General features: G+C 48.5%; 14 protein-coding genes. 7 read left to right on the top strand and 7 right to left on the bottom strand.

Annotated elements, in window-relative coordinates:
• Positions 1 to 436 precede the first annotated feature (436 nt).
• The 4 genes from J0A67_RS11480 to J0A67_RS11490 all read left to right on the top strand — a co-directional run bounded on the left by J0A67_RS11480 (position 437) and on the right by J0A67_RS11490 (position 3,169).
• Positions 437 to 1,183, top strand: coding sequence for a hypothetical protein (locus tag J0A67_RS11480; protein WP_206569471.1), 747 nt, complete (start codon positions 437 to 439; stop codon positions 1,181 to 1,183).
• 277 nt (positions 1,184 to 1,460) lie between these two features.
• A complete protein-coding gene (locus tag J0A67_RS23160) occupies positions 1,461 to 1,589 on the top strand; it encodes a hypothetical protein (protein ID WP_262897493.1) in 129 nt (42 codons plus the stop codon).
• 129 nt (positions 1,590 to 1,718) lie between these two features.
• Positions 1,719 to 2,033, top strand: a complete 315-nt coding sequence (locus tag J0A67_RS11485) for a hypothetical protein (RefSeq protein ID WP_206569472.1) — start codon at positions 1,719 to 1,721, stop codon at positions 2,031 to 2,033.
• A gap of 83 nt (positions 2,034 to 2,116) precedes the next feature.
• Positions 2,117 to 3,169, top strand: a complete 1,053-nt coding sequence (locus J0A67_RS11490; protein WP_241265148.1) for an endonuclease/exonuclease/phosphatase family protein — start codon at positions 2,117 to 2,119, stop codon at positions 3,167 to 3,169.
• Positions 3,170 to 3,183: 14 nt separating this feature from the next.
• Here the strand turns inward: J0A67_RS11490 and J0A67_RS11495 are convergent, their stop codons facing one another.
• The 4 genes from J0A67_RS11495 to J0A67_RS11510 all read right to left on the bottom strand — a co-directional run bounded on the left by J0A67_RS11495 (position 3,184) and on the right by J0A67_RS11510 (position 6,366).
• On the bottom strand, positions 3,184 to 4,164 hold the full coding sequence (locus tag J0A67_RS11495) for an MlaD family protein (protein ID WP_206569474.1): 981 nt from the start codon (positions 4,162 to 4,164) through the stop codon (positions 3,184 to 3,186).
• Positions 4,161 to 4,919 carry an ABC transporter ATP-binding protein gene (locus J0A67_RS11500; RefSeq protein ID WP_206569475.1) on the bottom strand — a complete coding sequence of 253 codons (759 nt, stop codon included), beginning with the start codon at positions 4,917 to 4,919 and terminating at the stop codon, positions 4,161 to 4,163. The genes J0A67_RS11495 and J0A67_RS11500 overlap by 4 nt, the downstream gene beginning before the upstream one ends.
• Before the next feature lie 3 nt (positions 4,920 to 4,922).
• A complete protein-coding gene (locus tag J0A67_RS11505; protein WP_206569476.1) occupies positions 4,923 to 5,720 on the bottom strand; it encodes an MlaE family ABC transporter permease in 798 nt (265 codons plus the stop codon).
• A 277-nt stretch (positions 5,721 to 5,997) separates the two neighbouring features.
• Positions 5,998 to 6,366, bottom strand: a complete 369-nt coding sequence (locus tag J0A67_RS11510; protein ID WP_206569477.1) for a response regulator — start codon at positions 6,364 to 6,366, stop codon at positions 5,998 to 6,000.
• 387 nt (positions 6,367 to 6,753) lie between these two features.
• Between J0A67_RS11510 and J0A67_RS11515 the strand changes: the two genes are divergently transcribed.
• The gene (locus J0A67_RS11515) at positions 6,754 to 8,127 is read left to right on the top strand and encodes a TIGR00341 family protein (protein ID WP_206569478.1); all 1,374 of its coding nucleotides are present in this window, start codon (positions 6,754 to 6,756) and stop codon (positions 8,125 to 8,127) included.
• Between the two features lie 12 nt (positions 8,128 to 8,139).
• Positions 8,140 to 8,592 (top strand): YciI family protein, encoded by a 453-nt coding sequence (locus J0A67_RS11520; protein ID WP_206569479.1) that lies wholly within the window; start codon positions 8,140 to 8,142, stop codon positions 8,590 to 8,592.
• A 62-nt stretch (positions 8,593 to 8,654) separates the two neighbouring features.
• On the opposite strand, the gene J0A67_RS11525 is transcribed toward J0A67_RS11520, so the two are convergent.
• The 3 genes from J0A67_RS11525 to tnpA all read right to left on the bottom strand — a co-directional run bounded on the left by J0A67_RS11525 (position 8,655) and on the right by tnpA (position 15,523).
• Positions 8,655 to 11,498 (bottom strand): PD-(D/E)XK nuclease family protein, encoded by a 2,844-nt coding sequence (locus J0A67_RS11525; protein WP_206569480.1) that lies wholly within the window; start codon positions 11,496 to 11,498, stop codon positions 8,655 to 8,657.
• Positions 11,495 to 14,743, bottom strand: a complete 3,249-nt coding sequence (locus J0A67_RS11530; RefSeq protein WP_206569481.1) for a UvrD-helicase domain-containing protein — start codon at positions 14,741 to 14,743, stop codon at positions 11,495 to 11,497. The genes J0A67_RS11525 and J0A67_RS11530 overlap by 4 nt, the downstream gene beginning before the upstream one ends.
• A 333-nt stretch (positions 14,744 to 15,076) precedes the next feature.
• Entirely contained in the window at positions 15,077 to 15,523 is a 447-nt protein-coding gene (tnpA, locus tag J0A67_RS11535) for an IS200/IS605 family transposase (RefSeq protein WP_206569482.1), read from the bottom strand.
• A gap of 277 nt (positions 15,524 to 15,800) precedes the next feature.
• Here tnpA and J0A67_RS11540 point away from each other — a divergent pair, with 277 nt between their 5' ends.
• Positions 15,801 to 17,960: an alpha-glucuronidase family glycosyl hydrolase gene (locus tag J0A67_RS11540; RefSeq protein ID WP_206569483.1), complete on the top strand. Its 2,160-nt coding sequence runs from the start codon at positions 15,801 to 15,803 to the stop codon at positions 17,958 to 17,960.
• Positions 17,961 to 18,202: the final 242 nt, after the last annotated feature.

Raw genomic sequence — 18,202 nt, forward strand, 5'->3', positions numbered from 1 at the left:
TCATGGATTAACTAATACAATGCAATTCGATTCCCATAAAGATACCTTTTTATGAATTCAAAAAACATATTTGTGTATATATTTTTTTGTTAGGCAAATTCAGTGACTAGGGAATGGTCAAACAAAAAAATTCCAGTCCTATCCGACCGATTTAGGTTAGAGAAGACACTTCAAGTATTTTTCCGAATTTTCGAACAGGAAATTAAAGGAAGCTTACACAGTCACTACATAGCCCGTCTCGATGGCGTCAAACTGCTTTGATTCCATGGGTGGAAAAATAGAAAGGGAAAGCCGGACATACACGATTTTCCCGAAAGGCCGCGAAGGAATTCCACGTATGGAATGGCATTAATACAAAACGAAAACTATATTACAAGGGAAATATCCCAGATAGTATGATGTGCCCTGGATTCTATGCACCCTATTTTTCTGCCTATTGACCTCAGCCTTTGCCCAACAAACCGGGCCCATCCGCCTCAACCAGCACTATTTTGAGATTGCCGCCGAAGATTCCACGAATCATTTTTTCGACAAACTGGTATCCTATTCAAGCGATTCAACCATGCTTGAGCGGATATTTGCCAGGGATGGGAAAGTCCATCGGGTGGTGATCACCAAGCCCCCAAAAGAAGAATACCACGAACGAGTCACCGACCAGTACAATGAATACAACGAGCTGGAATGGAGAAAGACCGAAAACCTCAACAACAAAAAGTTTTTGACCCTATACTATTTTGACAATAAGGTCGTCGGGCAGGTACTGTCGGATTCGAGCGCGTTGTATCACGTGGCAAGAAATGGAGAAACCGAGCCTACCCAACAAAACTTCAACGATTTTGAACCACAGATCGTAGGCCCTTTAGTCGAGTGGCACGAGTTTATCTTCAACAACTTCCACCTGAGCGCCAAAATCCGTACAGAAACGGTAGAGACTTTTTGGATCGCCATTCTCGTCAACGAGCATGGAATGGTCGATCGAATCGAATGGGCCAACCTCCTGGAAGGAAATCCCAAAATCGCTGCTGCATACATGCGGGCGGTCGAACGCTGGGGCAACAACTTCCTTCCCGCCTTGGATTCCTTTGAGCAGCCGGTCGCCAAATGGTTGATGATTCCCTTTCGAATAGACAGAACCATGAAAGGCACTTCCAAACCCATTCGGGTCTATAATGACTTTATTTAATGAGAAAAAGCAGCTTTTCAGTAAACCTGGAACATTCCCCTCGATTATCATCTAGTTATTGGCCTTTCTTTTTCCTCTTTTTTGCCCTAGTTATCCCCAGCGCCTTTTCCCAAGAAAATCCTGAAAAGTCGTTCAGATCCTCCTCAACCGACACTATTTTGAGATTGCTCCTGGGGACACTGCCAGCCACTTTTACGACAAGCTCGTCTCCTACTCGGAGGATGGGACGAAGCTGGAGCGGATATTCACTCGAGATGGGGGTGTTCACCGTGTATTGATGACCCAGCCGCCCAAGGAAGAATATCACGAGCGGATCACCGACCAATACAATGAATACCAGGAGCTGGAATGGAGAAAAACCGAAAACCTGCACAACGGGAAGTTTTTTGACCGTCTATTACTTTGACGGTAAGCCCGTGGGGCAAGTACCGGCAGACTCCGACTACAGCTTCCAAATCGCCAGAAATGGCAATGACGACCCCATTGTGCAAGGCTTCAACGACTTCGAACCCAGAGTCTCTGGCGACCCGGAGGAATGGAAGCAGTTCATCAACAAAAACTTCCTCTTGAGCAACAAGCTTTATCCCGAAGAACCCATCCTATTCTGTGTAGCCGCTTGGTCAACTCCCATGGAATGGTGGAAAAGGTGGAATGGGCCAATCCCAGCGAGGAAAATCGCAAGGCGGCGGCTCAGTTTGTCCGCGTAGTCCAGCGCTGGGGCAACAACTTCCATCCCGCTCTCGATTCCTTTGGACAGCCTGTTTCCAAATGGATGATGATTCCCTTTGTGTTCGGTGGGGGCATAGGCATGATGATCAAAGGCACCGTCAATAGTTTCATTCGGCACTAAAAAAAATGCAGGAATGGGTAAACAAACAGCACCATCCTTGCCGGAAATGGCTTAATTTTCAACACCATTCAACTTCAAGAATTTTGCTGACCGGACTGAGTGCCTTCTTTTTTCTCTCCTCCTACATCCCCCTGATCAAGCTGGACTTTTGGTGGATTAGGATTTTTGACTACCCTCGATTCCAAAAACTAATCATCCACCTCCTGCTGATCGGTGGCTGGTGGCTTTTTGGCGATGACCGAACAGAAAACCTCATCTGGACGTCGCTCTTGGGAATCGGTTCGATTTACCTCTTTTTCCAAGTATGGCCCTATACCTTTTTGGGCAAAAGGATGATCGACCGAGTGCCCTACGATCCCCAAAAGGGAATCCACCTAATGATCGGAAATGTCTACCAGTATAATCGCAAGTTTGAGAAAGCATTGAATCTGATCCGACAGCGGGACCCTGATTTTATCTTTTTGGTGGAAACAGATCAAGCTTGGGCAGATGCCATGGAACCGCTTCATGATACCTACCCGAATAGGATTTTGGTCCCGCTGGAAAACACCTATGGACTGGTGCTCTATTCCAAACTGACAATCGTCAAGCAAAGCATCAACCATCTCATCGACGAGGACATTCCCTCTTTGGAACTTGACGTTAGACTGAGAAGTGGCCAAATCATTACGATTTACGCGATCCACCCCACACCGCCTGTTCCCAACGAAAACCCAACCAGTACGGACCGCGACGCGGAAATCCTCATCGTGGGCAAAAAATCCAAAGCAAATCCGAAGCCCTCTTTGGTCATCGGTGATCTAAACGATGTCGCCTGGAGCTATACCACATCCCTCTTTCTGAAAGTGTCAGAAACGGCAGATCCAAGGCGTGGACGTGGATTTTACAACACATTCCATGCAAAAATCCCATTGTTCCGCTGGCCTTTGGACCATGTATTTTTGAGCAGACACTTCGGGCTATCCTCACTCAAAGTACTGCCGGGAATCGGCTCGGACCATTTCCCCATCGAATTGAAAGCCACCTTAACCGCTAACGACACTACCGATACCGAAGAGGCCACGCCAGAGGAGGAAGTGGAAGCCAGAGCAAAGATCATCAAAGGCCATGAAAACCAAAAAGCCGATCAAGACTGATTGGCTTTCGATTTTTAGTTCCCCGCGGCTTTCTCTTCCGCTTTGGCTTTTCGCTTAAAACCCTTGTTGAATGGCCAGGTATATTCCAGGGCTTCCATCCCTTTGTTGAGGTTGTAAGTGGCTGAATCGGCGTTTTCCAAGGTGCTCTTCAGCGACTCAGCAAATTCAGGATCATTCAGCAGCATTCCCACCGAATTGTCGGTGGAGTTGAATTTCTCGGACACCTTCTGCAGCTCCTGCGTGAGTTGTTGAGCATTTGCAGCGGTAGCGTTTAGACTGGACACGCTCGTTTTTAGTTCCTTCACGATCGTAGTATCGGTCACCAGGTCATTAAAGAGGTACCCCTTTTGGTTCAGTTTGGAAGTAAAAGCGTTCAGGTCGCTCACTACTTTGTTGGAGTTTGCCGCAGCGCGATCTAGATTGGCCATGATGGCTTTGAAGTTGTCAGCCAGTAGCGAATCGGTCATCGCAGCACCAACTATGCCCTTTCCTTCTGCAATCTTGCCGGTCAGCACTTTGAGGTTTTCGGTGATTTCAACCAGGTTTTCGTTGTTGACCTGCAAGGTTTCCATCATTTGGTCTGTATCCAGTGGCATGACAGCTTCCAGTCGATCGCCATCTTCGACTTGAGGCACTTCTGTGCTGCCGCCGTAGATCACGATGATCTTATTGCCTATCAAACCGTCCGAGCTGATGGTGGCTTTGGAGTCTTTTCGGATAAATTCGACCACGGCTTCTTCCACGTTCATTTCCACCTCTACTTGGGCGTCGCCGTAGAAATTGATCTTTTTCACGGTACCGATTTTCACCCCGGAAAACCAGATGTTGTTGCCAATCTGAAGACCTCCGATGTCATCGAAAACGGTCTTGAGCTGTATAGCCTTGACAAACTTCTTCTGCTGGCCGCCTAAAGTCAATACGCCAACCACCAAGATGGCGATGCCGATAAAAACAAATATGCCAACTATGACGGATCTCTTATTTTCCCCTCTCATGAGTTTATAAAATTATAGTCGTAGAATGATTTGATTCGCTCATCAGTTGCCTCTGGGAACACCTCCTCAAAGGTACCCACGGCCTTAAATTGACCGTCGAGCAAAACGGCCATCCTATCTCCGGTCTGCTTGGCGCAGGCCAGATCATGGGTAATGACAATCGAGGAAGTCTTGTAGCGCTCCCTCACTTCTAGGATCAGGTTGTTGATATCCCGGCAGGTGATGGGGTCCAAGCCCGCGGTAGGCTCGTCATAGAGCATGATCTCAGGATTTAGAATGAGGGTTCGAGCCACGCCGATACGTTTCTTCTGCCCGCCAGAAAGCTCCGAGGGCATCTGGTTGATGGTCTGCGGCAGTCCTACACTGTCCAGCAACTCTTCGATTCGGAGGTTGATCTCTTTGCGGGTGAGGTTTTTTTCATTTCTCACCAGCGGAAATTCCATGTTTTCCTTTACGGTCATGCTGTCGTAAAGCGCCGAGTTTTGAAAGGAAAAGCCAATTTTCAGACGCAATTCGTTCAGGTCTTTCTTGTTGAGCTTTGACACTTCCTTTCCGAAGACTTTCATGCTGCCGGAATCCTGCTTGAGCAAGCCCACCATAATTTTGATCAAGACAGACTTACCAGAGCCCGACTTGCCGAGCACGACGAGGTTTTCCTCGCGAAACAGATCCAAATCCACTCCCTTCAGCACATCCAGGTCCCCGAAAGACTTCTCCAAGTTCCGAATCTCAACTACTTTCTCCCTTGATTCCATAGCTTATATCCCCCGGATTGCGTTGACGATTTGTAGTACGAGCAGCTCTTCGATAAAAATCAGGAACATAGCCATGACCACGGCGGCGTTGGCAGCCCGGCCTACACCTTCGGTTCCCTTCGAGGAATTATATCCCTTATAGCAGCCCACGATTCCGATAGTAAATCCAAACAGAACCGACTTGAGTACCGAGGAGATGATATCCAAAAAGGTGATGGCTTCAAACACCTGCACAAAGAAAGTGGTCATACTGACCATCTCATTTGCGTTGACGCTGAGAAAGGAGCCCATCAAGGCCACAAAATCCGTGTACATCACCAGCAATGGAATCATCAGCGTTGTAGCCAAAACCCTTGAAACTACCAGAAACTTGAAGGGATTGGTGGCCGATACCTCCATCGCATCGATCTGCTCAGTCACCTTCATAGAGCCGATCTCCGCACCGATGCTGGAGCCGACCTTGCCCGCCGCGATTAGCGCCGTTACCAAGGGCCCCATTGCCCTTACCACGGCGATGGAGATTAGCGAAGGCAACCAAGACGCCGCACCGAATTCACTCAAAGACGGCCTGGACTGGTTCGTAAACACTATCCCCACGATGAATCCCGTGAGAGATATCAATGGCAGGGACTCGACGCCTATCCTATAACATTGGTGGATGACCTCCCTAAACTCATAAGGCGGCATAAACACTTCCTGAAAAAAGCGCCGGACAAAATTCCAGGCATCCGCCAATCCCGTAAAAAACTTATCAATCTTTTTTGAAAGCAAAGGCTTTCTATCTCCCGATCCTTCGGCCATAATTCTTTCAATCTATTCGATCAGCATGCTGCACTTAGTAAGTGGTACAAAGAAAACAAAATTAAAACCAACCCTTTCCTCAATAGTCTTATTTTTTAGAAGCGGACAAATGCCCGCTCAAAAAGCTTCTACCGACATACTGAGGGTCTCGGGAGTAACGCCGGAGCCAAATCACAAGTTCGCCTTCGAGAAACTTTGCCCCAGTTGAAAAACCAATTGGGGCCAAAAATCCCCAATTCTTTAATGAAAAAAAGCGCAATCGCATGGAAAGGTTTTCCTAGTTCAGGCCTTCGATCAGACCCGCCAGCGTATTCCAATTCTCCTCCGAAATGGGCTTCTCCATCACGGCTTTCACCTCTTTAAAATGCGATGCTTTTCTTCGGTCCTCAGAAGAAGAACTCGCCGTGACAAACACAATCGGTGCCTTGCTTTTAGCACCAAAACTAGCAACCCAATCCCAGCCGGAAGAGGTCTCAAAATTGAGGTCGGAGAGGATCAAATCGACGTGGTTTTCCGCTAGCCAAGAATCCAAAACTTCGGGCTCGCCAAACACCGCCACCGAGCAATCCGGCAGATAAATCTTCATCAGTTTCTTCATCAGCAAATGCTGAATCTTGTCATCATCCAGGTACACTACTATCGCCATTTTTTGACTCGGTTTTATTCACGATACCCTCCTTGAGAAAAAAAATCAGAAGGCGTCGCGATTGAACTTTAAAACTAGGGTTAATTCCCCAATATCAGGTTCAAAAAGCAATAAATAGAATATTTAGATAACTCTAAATTTTTTAGATACTACAAATTACGGGAAAGCTAAACCAATTTTACACGATTTATAATCAGTAATTTAGCTCTATTTAAATAAACCCAAAAATCAATTTCATCAAGGTCATTTATCCTGCTCCATCCTAGAAATTTATGCCTTTGTATATCGCTAGGGACTGCGGGATCGCAACCCAATTTTTTGTCCCTCTCTGATAGATTTTGACTATTATCCGTATTTTCACAGACATTTTTAAATCAATACAAGTCTATGGATTCCTCCTCACCTGCCCCTAAAAGAAGAAGCAGGCTACTCCGATTTTTCGTCTACATGGCCAATAGGTTTGACCTGGAAGAAGGCAAGGAAGACGAGCTGGAAACCATCGAATATATCTCCAAAAACGTAGAGTTTAAGGGAGCAAATCTATGGATCCTGATCTTCGCTATTTTCGTCGCCTCAGTGGGCCTCAACGTCAACTCTACTGCGGTCATCATTGGCGCGATGTTGATCTCTCCCTTGATGGGTCCGATCATGGGTATCGGGATGGCAGCAGGCATCAATGACTTCGATCTACTGAAGCGTTCCTTCCGCAACTTGGGAGTAGCAGTCTTTATCTCCATTTTGACCTCCACGATCTACTTTGCGGTGACCCCGATCAGCAGTGCCCAGTCGGAGCTCTTGGCCCGGACGGAGCCGACGGTTTGGGATGTATTGATTGCACTCTTCGGAGGACTTGCCGGAATAGTAGCAGGCTCTAGAAAGGAAAAGAGCAACGCCATCCCAGGGGTGGCCATCGCCACCGCTTTGATGCCTCCCCTGTGTACCGCCGGCTATGGATTGGCCACAGGAAACTTGCTCTATTTCGTCGGGGCGTTTTACCTCTTCTTTATCAACTCGGTCTTCATCAGCCTGTCCACTTACCTGATCGTCCGGTTTATGAAGTATCCCAAAAAGGACTTTTTGGACCCCAAGCGTGAAAACCAGGTAAAGACCTACATCACGATCATCACCCTGATGACCATCATCCCCAGCGTTTACCTGGCTTACGGCCTTGTGAAAAAATCCATCTGGAATGAGCAGGCGCGAAGGTTTGTTGGTCTGGAAATCAAATTTCCAAATACCCAAGTACTAACCGCAGCGTACCACTACAACATCCCGCCCAAGACCATCGAAGTCAGCCTGATCGGCGATCAGCTCCCCGAGGAAGAAATCGCAAAATTAAATGAGAAATTGGCGGGCTTTGGACTAGAGGAAACCACGCTTAATTTTCTACAGAGCGGAAAAAGTACCGACCTCAATCTCCTTAGAAATGACATTCTAAAAGATCTCTACGAGCGAAACGAAGCACTGATCCGGGATAAGGATGAAAAGATAGCCCTCCTAGAAAATGAAATCCTCGCAGACGCCAACGCCCGAAAACTCAGCCTTGAGATCGCGGAAGAAGCCAAAATCAATCACCCCAACCTCAAAAAATTCACCATCGGAAGGACAATGATGACGGATTTGGAAAAGAAAAGCGTGGACACCTTGCTCGTAGCCTACGCCCAGTTTTCTCCCAAGCCCTCTACAGCTGAGTCAAATCGGCTTACGGAGTGGATAAAGGTTCGCACCAAAGCTGACACCATCGCCCTTATCCTTCACTAATCCAGTTCACCCATGAAAAAGTTATTTACAATCCTCTTCTTATCGCTCGGCCTTTCCACCTTTGGTTTTGCCCAAAGTGAATACGACGAAGCGCTTGCCACCAAAGTCGGAGCCGACGACTACGGCATGAAAAAGTACGTAATGGCCTTTCTCCTCCGAGGCGACCGTGTAGGTGAGTACACGCCCGAACAACGTCAGGAAATCCAAGGTGAACACATGGCCAACATCGGCAAAATGGCCGAAATGGGAAAATTGGTCGTGGCGGGGCCTTTCTTCGGAAATGAAGAACTGAGAGGCATCTACATTTTCGATGTCCAAACTATAGAAGAAGCCAAGACTCTCACCGAAACCGATCCCGCCATCCAAGCAGGGGTACTCAAGATGGATCTCAAAGAATGGTATGGCTCTGCTGCATTGGTACTGCTGAGCGACCTTTATCCCAAGGTGACGAAAAAGAGTTTTTAGTGATCAGTGGCCAGTCGCAGTTTCCAGGCTGGTCACTGTGACTGAATACGGACCACTGAATACTATCTTCCACAAATCTCTTTGTAGGCACAATAGGTACATTTTTCAACCTTTTCCGTCTGGTCAAAGGGCCTCGTCGGATCAAACATCTCCGACAACAAGCCGCTCAATCCAGTCCGGAATTCCTCGGCGAACCTCCTATAGTCTGCGATTTCGTCCCCCTCAAGTTTCAAAAACGGATTGAACTGGGGATTATAGATTTCCTTGATATTGAATATGCCCGGCTTCAGCGGCAGCTGATTCTCGGGATGGCCAGTTTCGTAAAAGTGCGCATACAGCATGGTCTGCATCGCCGCCTTATTCCGGTTTTTGTCATCCCGGTCAAAAAGCGACGCGATGGACTTCACGTTTTTGGTGTCTTTCCCTGTTTTGTAATCGATCAGACGTATAACCCCTTCCTTGACATCCATTCGGTCAATCACACCTCCCAGTACCACCTCTGCTACCCCTTCTGAGGTCTCGACGGCGATCCCGGACGGATATTCCTTTTCCAAACCAATGACTTCGAAATCACCGTTCTTTTGATCGTAATCCAGGATCGCACCCAAGTATTTCACAAATATCTCCCGAACGATCTGCAATTGGCCTGAAAGCTCCAGTTCTTCGTTTTCCTCTTTGTTGTAAAATTTTCGGATTGCGCGATCCACAGCCGCCGGAACCTGCGGCTTCAGTCGCTCGATTCCATGTGTATCGATCTTTCGTGAGGCATTTCCCTCCCCTATTTCATACAAAAACTCCATCGCGCTATGAAGGATGGTGCCAAAGGTCGAGGGATCAATACCGGTGACTACTTCTTCCTTTTCCTTTAATCCCGCCACATAGCGGAAATAGAACCGAAGCCTGCAATCCAAATAGCTGTTGATCGCCGAGGCAGAAAGAGCCTTGGCTTTTGGAAAAGCGTTGGGATCATTTTTTCGCAAATAAAGCTTCAAAGACTCCGTGACCGCCCGAGTTTTTTCGACGGAGATAGGCGCTGAAGGAGTCAGGTCAACTGGCACCATCGCCACCTCAGGCTTGGCAATACCGAGTTCAGCATGCATCTGCTGGATAAATCGACTCATCTCCCCTGCTTTTCCCTGATCCGAAGAGGTCGTGTAGATCAAATGGACTTCCTCTGTTCGGTGAAGCAGGCGGTAAAAGGTATAGGCGTAGATCGCGTCATTCTGCTCCTGAACCGGCAGTCCAAAAGCCCGCCGAAGGTTGAAAGGAATCATGGAATTGATGCCGCCTCCCGGAGGAAAGCTCCCCTCGTTCACATCGCAGATGATCACGCGGCGGAAGTCCAGATTTCTTGACTCCAGCACCCCCATGAGTTGCAAACCCTGCAACGGTTCACCCTCGAAAGGCAACTTGAGTTCGCGGAAAATCTGCCTGAACAACTTTAGGACAAAATCCATTCTCAGCCCCTTTGAGCTCTTGCTTTGAAAAACATCTCGGATACGGTTCAGCTGCTTGAAGGCCTGAAAGAGGTAGCTGCGCTGGATTTCGTCATCATGGTAGGCTTTTGCCAGATACTGAATCAAGTTTCCCAAGTAGTCGAAGATTTCCTCAGCCTCGACCTTTCGGAAAACCAATCCAAAAATCGAATTGCCCTTCACCAACATTTCCTGAGGTACGTCCAACAGGTTATTGGCTCGAATGCTATCTAGCACTTCCTGCGCATGCTGGGGATTTTCGCTTTTCAGGTAAGGAAAAGAAAGCAAATCAGTTACGGGCTTGTGGTAAAAACTGGTTTTCCCATCCCTCACCTTCACGAAACGCTGCAAGTCCAGCACTCCGTCCAAAAATGCATAAATCGGCGCATTTCGGATGGGATAGCCCATGGTGACGTTTAACTTGTCGATCTGAGGAGGAAGCATGTGTAGCACAGGAAATAGCAACTGTTCATCTGGCAGTACGATTACCGTTTCCTCCAGCGGTTCCTTTTCACCGATCTCTTCTAAAATCTTCCCTACCAGATTAGCCTGATTCGTCTTCAGCGGAATGGAATGCGTCTTGATTCGATCTGATTTGTGTCGGATTTCATCTGGAATTACTTTTGGGAAAGTCTTTCCAAGCACCGGATCTTTTTGATAATCCCTAAAAAACAAGCCCGCTTCCTGCAGTTTGTCCTCCAGATAAAACGCATCCAGATCCCAATAAACTTCCGCTCCAAACTCCTTCACAAAATGCTTAATGAGCTTTTCCTCAGCCAGCGTAAAAGCATTAAAACCTACGAAGATGAAGTGCTTCCATGGCTTTTCTACCTGCTGTAGATTTTCCACTACTTGTCGATAGAGCTGTCCCGAATAGGCCATTCCGACGGTTCTTAAGCGATGCTGGAAGTCCGAATACAAACGTCCCAGAATCTGCCAGAAGCGTAGAAACTTCTCTTTTTCGCTTTCATTTTGTCGGGCAAATGCCAACCAAAACTGGGAGATCAATTCTTTTTGGTCCTCGGTCAAAAAGCTCAAATCCGACTCGAATTCCTTGATTTCAGCCAGGTTTTGATAAACCGTCTTGGCCGGAGCGAGAAACTGGTCGAGGTCATTGAAATCTTTTAGGATCAATTCTCCCCAAAAGTAAAAGCGATCAAAATCCTCCGGCTCCTCCTGAATCTGGCTGTAGAGTTCATACAATTCAAAGATCAGCGTCAACTCGTCGGCGGGCGTGTTTCCGGCCAAGCCATAGAAAACTTGCTCGATGGTTCTCACCTCCGGCATCCAAACGGGTTGGTCAATCAGTTCGCCGAGGTGTCGCGTAAAAAACAGTCCCGCACGGCGGTTTGGCAAAACAATTACCAATTCATCCAGCTTGCGGCCCGAATCCAGAATCTGCCTTGCGGTATCTTTCAAAAACGAGTTCATACTTCCAAAATTTCTGTGGGTTCGAGATAGCAGAGAAAGCCTTTGACGGGCTTTTGGCTGAGCTGGGACACCAGGTCCATGTATTCTTTCACCTGACGGAGATGGGATTCATATTTTTCGCCTGTTTTGAAATCGACCACGATCGCTTCTTTTTCACCAATGAGGATACGATCAGGCCGCTTTTGACTACCTCCCGGCAGCAGGATTCCCTGCTCGGCGAGCGTTTGATAGCTTGGATCAAACCAATGGATAAACTGCGGCAAAGCAAACAAGGCCTCCAACTGAGCGCCTACAAGCTCCGCAGTTTCCGCGTCTAGCCTCCCTTCAAAGGTGTATTGCTGGAGTAAAAGGCCAGTTTCCTCTTTGTTTTTCGATGCAGCCAAGAGCTCGTGAACGATTACACCTAGCTTTCGCTGCGATCTTGCCTGAAGCCCTGCTTCAGAAAAGTCCCAAGCCATTTTCTTGGTCTTGAGCTTGGATCTCCAATTGTGGGATTCCCACCTTAGGAGCGGCGCTGAATAGACTTTTCTGCTTTTTTCCTGTGAAACCAAACTCCAGTTTCCAGCTTCGTAACTCATATTTTCCGCATCCCAGTTCTGCCTTTCTCCAAGCTCCTCCACTCGAAAGCCAGAGGAAAATAGCGCGTAAAGCAGATTTCCGGTGGAGTTTGCGCTGATCTTCCCATCCTTGGATTGGGAAAAATCCGAAAATCCCCAGATCACTTCCTCGGCGCGGGTGAATGCCACATAGAGCATGTTCAGCGAATCCAAATAGGCCAATCGAATCTCTTCTTCATAGGCCTGCGAAAAAGCGGAGTTTTTCAATGTCGAACCGTGTGTCAGCGGCATCACCGTCTGCAAACCGCCCTCGGTCGAAAAAGGCGACCAGATAATTGGCGCCTGGAGCCCCGAAGCGACGATCTTCCAATCCAAAAATGGCATGAGCACGACTTTGTATTGCAGGCCCTTGGACTTGTGGATGGTGAGGATGCGCATGGCATCATGGTCTTCGGGAATCTTCACCGTCCGCTTGGCCTTATTCAGCTCCCACCAATCCAAGAAACCTACAAGATCCGCACGGTTCTTTTTCACAAAGTCGAAAACCGCCTCCTTGAAACCGGATACATAGGCCAAGTCAATTTGCTTTTGCATCAAGTCCAAAAAGTCCACGCACTCTTCAAGCAATTCCAACAAAGGAAGCTGGTTCAGTTCATTGATTCTGGCGAGAAACTCCGCCTGCTTTGGCCACAATTCCTCTGGAAGACTGTCCTTGTGGAATAGCTCGTGGCTAAAGGGAATCACGTGGATCAAAGCATAGTAAAACCAAATCGTCTTCAGGGAAACCTTGTCGCTGGGGTTCGCTAAAAAAGTCAGCATGGCCACCAAACTTTTCACTGCGGCGGACTTGTCCAGAAAAAGCGATTCCTCAGAAAGCACATCAAAGCGGTAATCCGAGTCAGAATTTTCCCTCGCATAGGACATCAACTTGTCCGCGATCTCGGCTCCCTGGGAGTTTTTCCGAACCAGAAAAGCGATATCCCTCAGCTGATATCCTCTATCCTGCAGCTCCATGACGATCGCTGGAAGTTTATCCAAAACCTCATTTGCAGAATCTTCCTCCTCCTCTTCGCTCTCTTCAGAAGTACTTCTGGAATTTATTTTTTGCTTAAAGTTAAGTTTGATTTTCCCCTGGAAGTCCAGGCTAAGCTTCTTTTCAGGAATGCTCTGTCCGACGCCTTTAAATGCAGCGACAAGCAATCCGTTCGCGTCCAAATAATACTGATTGGCCATTCCGTCCTGCATTGCCGCCGGGAGGGTTTCGAACAAGGCGTTGTTAAACTGTATGATCCCGGGCAGGCTTCGGAAGTTCGTCGCGAGGTTCTTCTCCTCGATAATATCCGGGCGAAACTGGCTTTGAACTTCGTTCAAAAGCAGCTCCAGCTTGCCACCACGCCATCGGTAGATGGATTGTTTCACGTCGCCTACGAGCAGGTTGGTGTTGCCAGAAGCCAGCGAGTTTTCGAGCAGAGGCTTAAAGCTCGTCCACTGGAAATCTGAGGTATCCTGAAATTCATCGATCAGGAAATTCCGGTATTGGTTGCCGATCTTCTCGTATACAAAGGGCGCATCGTTGTCCTTGGTAATTTGCTGGAGAAACTCGTTGACGTCGGAAATCAGCAGTATTCCCTCTTCATCCTTGAGCAGTCGCAGCTCCAAGATCAGGTCGCGAAAAACACCAAAGGCATTCAGATTTCGCTGCAAGGCATCGATCGTGTTCCACCGGGTGAGTTTTTCCGGCCAAGAGAAAAGCATGTCGTATAGACCAGCTTGGCCTGCGGACTCAATTGCCGGACCTTTCTTGTCTCCTTTTTTGTACCAATTAGCCAAGTCCGGAAGATCCCGAAGCATAGCCTCGGTGAGGTCAGGAATCGGATTTTTCGGATCACCCTGACGGACAAATCGCATTGCAAAAGTCTTTGACCCTCCTTTGAAATCCGTCCATTCCAAGCCATGGTTTATTCGAATCGACTCGGCTTTTACCCTCATCTCTTCCGCTTCCGCGATCAGCTTTCGCTTTTCCTCCCTAATGTATTTTCTGAAATCGCCCAAAAAGCCTTCTCTGGCGACACTTTCCTGAAATAGTCCCCGGAAAGCTTTGAAGCGCTCCTGAAAGATCTCGCGGCCCAAGCCTTTGATCCCAGATCGGATATCCCAAGCTTTCTCGTTTTCAATTTGCTCGCTGGCATACTCGATCAGCCAAGTGCGTAGATTTTTGTCAATCGCCACCTTCTCCACCACACGATCCACGAGTCTGTCCAAGACTGCGTCAGTGTCCATCTCCAAGTCAAATTTGGCCTGCAAGTCCATTTCCCTAGCAAAGGATCGGATCACCCGCTGGAAAAAAGAATCGATGGTACTCACCGCAAAATACCCATAGCCATGGAGGATGTAAAGCAGTGTCTCCCTCGCCCTTGACTGCAGCTGAGCCGCATTCACATCCAGCGCTTTCATCAGTTCCTCGTCCAAGAATTCTCCCGGCCGCACTTCCTTACTCAAGCGCTCCAACACGCTCAGAATCCGTTCCTTCATCTCCTGGGTGGCCTTGTTGGTAAAGGTCACCGCAAGGATCTGCTTATAGGCTGAGCGGGGGCTTTGCAAAGCCAGCTTCAGGTATTCCAGCGTCAGGGTGTAGGTTTTACCCGAACCCGCGGAGGACTTATAGAGGATAAAAGGTCTGTGATCCATGAAATTTTGGCGAGCGTCCAAGATAGGAAAGTAGGAGATTTATCCCTTCGATAAACAGGAAGGATGACGAAAATTGTCGGGGATTGGGTTTGGGAAGTTGATTGGAAAGAGTTCGACACCCTTCGGGGTCTTTTGAATTATTTATCGTTTCTCGTCCATGGGTTACACCCATGGTTAATGAAAAGTTTAACCCCTATCGGGGTCACAGCTTCGACGGCGTGGGAGTTTTGGTCATCAGGCATTAAAGACCACGAAGTGGTCAAACCTATCAATAACCTCCGGAGCAACCGGGGGCACTAGGTGACCCCAAGGCCAACCCCAATGGGGTTAAACTCATAGCAAGTACTTCTCGTCAAACTCGATTTCATACTCCTGAAGCAAAGCCTTGTATTCATCCAAAAAAGTCGTCTCTATATGGTGCTCCTCTTGGTTTTTGATGTACTTGATCAGACTGTCCTTCGCCTTTATAGATTCCGAAAATGCACCATACCCATCCTGCCAACCCTTGAAATCCGGAAAGATTTCTTCACGCTTGATGAAGTCATCAGCGGCGAGTTTGATGTCCTTGACCAAACTTGCGATGGGTATTGTCGGGTGAATGTGCGTCAAAATATGGAGATGATCTTTCACACCATTGATTCGATAGAGGTGGCAGTTTTTGTTGGTGAGCAGGTGATGAACATAGGCAAACAGCCTTTTCTTTTGGTCAGGGACAATTGTTTTCTCACGATGTTTCGTAGAAAAAACCACATGGTAGATCAATTGCGTGTAGGTGCCCATACTAAGCTGATTTGGCTCGGTGAAGTTTCGGTGATTCTATGATGAAAGACAATTGAAAAAAATCAACGCCCTTCGGGATCAGCTACTCCAAACCAACCGTAACACGACCACGAAGTGGTCAAACTTATCAATAGCCCCCGGTAGATGAGCCTGTCGGACCTACCGGGGGCACTAGGTGACCCCAAGGCCACCCCCAACCCCAGCGGGGTTGAACATCCTGTGCTTTTAGGATTTCGCCTCTTTTTTGATCAATTTAAAAACCCAAAAACCCAAACCCATGAAAACCCTATTGACGCTTGTCCTTTGCACACTATTGACTTTTTCTACCCGCGCCAATGACGGCTATGGCCTTTGGCTGGACTACCAAGCCATAGAGAATCCAACGGCAAAATCCGATCTATCACGCCTCTACTCTGGATTCTACTTCTTTGGACAAAGCCCTACTTACGACGTAATTCGCAAAGAACTTGAGCTTTCCGGAGAAAAAATGCTGGGTCAATCCCCCGTCTTCACCTCAGAAAGGCTCGCCCAAACCCAAGTTTGGCTGGGTACACGGGAGGAGCTTTCCCAAGTCTTGGGCCTGCAGCAGCAGACCTCGATCAAGGAACTCGGCGAGGATGGTTATTGGCGAGGGCCGATTGGGTTTCAAGGCAAAACCTATTACGCTATTGTCGGCAACCGCCCTATTAGTGTTTTATATGGGGTTTTTGACTGGCTAAGAAGCATCCAAACTGATTCTTTTGATCAGACTGCCGAAAAATCTGGGAGCCCAAAAGTTAAGCTTCGCATGCTCAACCATTGGGATAATCTGGATAGAACTGTGGAGCGGGGCTATGCAGGTTTCTCGATCTGGGACTGGCACAAGCTACCCGGCTACGTCGATCCTCGCTACCTTGACTATGCCCGCGCCAATGCCAGTCTCGGCATCAACGCCGTCTCCCTCACCAACGTCAATGCAAATGCAAGAATCCTGACCACGGACTTTATGAAGAAAGCCAAAGTGCTGGCAGACCTCTTTCGTCCTTACGGCATCAAAGTCTTTCTCACTGCCCGCTTCTCCGCACCTATCGAGATTGGAGGGCTGAAAACCGCCGATCCGCTTGACTCTGCGATAATTGATTTTTGGAAAAAGAAAACGGACGAGATGTATTCCTTTATCCCGGATTTTGGAGGATTCCTCGTCAAGGCCAATTCCGAGGGACAGCCTGGTCCCCATGAATACGGTCGGAATCACGCGGAAGGGGCAAACATGCTCGCGGATGCTTTGGCTCCCCACGGAGGCGTATTGATCTGGAGGGCATTTGTCTATTCCCATGAACTCGACGAGGACAGACACAAGCATGCCAACCTTGAATTTGAACCCCTAGACGGAAAGTTTCGCGACAATGTCATCATCCAAGTCAAGAATGGCGCAATCGACTTTATGCCCCGCGAGCCTTTCCATCCGCTCTTCGGAGCCATGCCCAAAACCAATCTGGGGATGGAGTTTCAAATCACCCAAGAGTACCTCGGCCAAGCCACCCAACTGGTCTATCTCGCGCCGATGTGGGAGGAAGTCTTGCAAAGCAAAACCTATAGACCTACCCCCTCTTCCACTGTTGCAGGCGTGGTCGATGGCAGCGACTCAGACCAAAAGCTTACCCTCGTCGCTGGCGTCTCCAACATCGGCACCGACCGCAACTGGACAGGGCACTTGATGGCCCAGTCCAACTGGTATGCCTTCGGAAGAATGGCCTGGAACCCAGATTTGAGTTCCGGAGAAATTGCCGATGAGTGGGTGAAAATGACTTTCGGAAAAGACCCCGAATTGGCGGGCAAGATCAAAGAAATCCTGTTGGACTCCCGAGAGGCGGCGGTCAACTACATGATGCCGCTAGGTCTCCATCATATCATGGGCCGGGATCACCACTATGGCCCGGGGCCTTGGGTGACTGGTGGACGGGCCGACTGGACAGCCTTGTACTATCATCAAGCCGACAGCTTGGGAATAGGATTTGACCGGACAGCCAGCGGAAGCAATGCCTTGGGCCAATATGCGCCGGAAATCCAAAATGCTTGGTCAGATCCCCAGGAGATCCCAGAAAAATTCCTGCTCTGGTTTCACCACTTGCCATGGGATTTCGAAATGCGTTCCGGCAGAACGCTTTGGGAGGAAATCGGCCTACACTATGACTCCGGCGTCAAATCCGTACGACAGATGCAGGAAACCTGGGCTTCCTTGGAAGGAAAGATCGATCCGGCTCGCTTCGACCATGTACGCCAGTTGCTGGCCATCCAAGAAGAGGAGGCCGAATGGTGGAGAAACGCCTGCCTGCTTTACTTCCAAACCTTTGCCAAGCGACCCTTCCCCGCCGAAATCGAACAGCCGACCGGCGATCTGGAGGAATACAAAAGCCGAAGCTTTCCAACCGCTCCCGGCATAAGACCGAGATGGTGATGCCTCGACAAGCTCAGCACAGAAGTAGCGAGGTCGGGAAGTCGGGAGCTTAGGAAGTATGGAAGTGGAGACTCCTCCAGCGCTCAACTTACCCCCTACCCGAGGGAGCTTTCTCTTTGTAAACTCATCGCTTAGTATAAAATATAAGACGGCTGGGTAGGCTGGGTCGACGCAGCAGAAATCGGATGATGGAAAACGCCGCTCAGTTCGATATCCAAATCTTCGCCAATTGTTCCAATTTA

Origin of the sequence: Algoriphagus aestuariicola (genome assembly GCF_017254835.1) — a bacterium.
GTDB lineage: Bacteria > Bacteroidota > Bacteroidia > Cytophagales > Cyclobacteriaceae > Algoriphagus > Algoriphagus aestuariicola.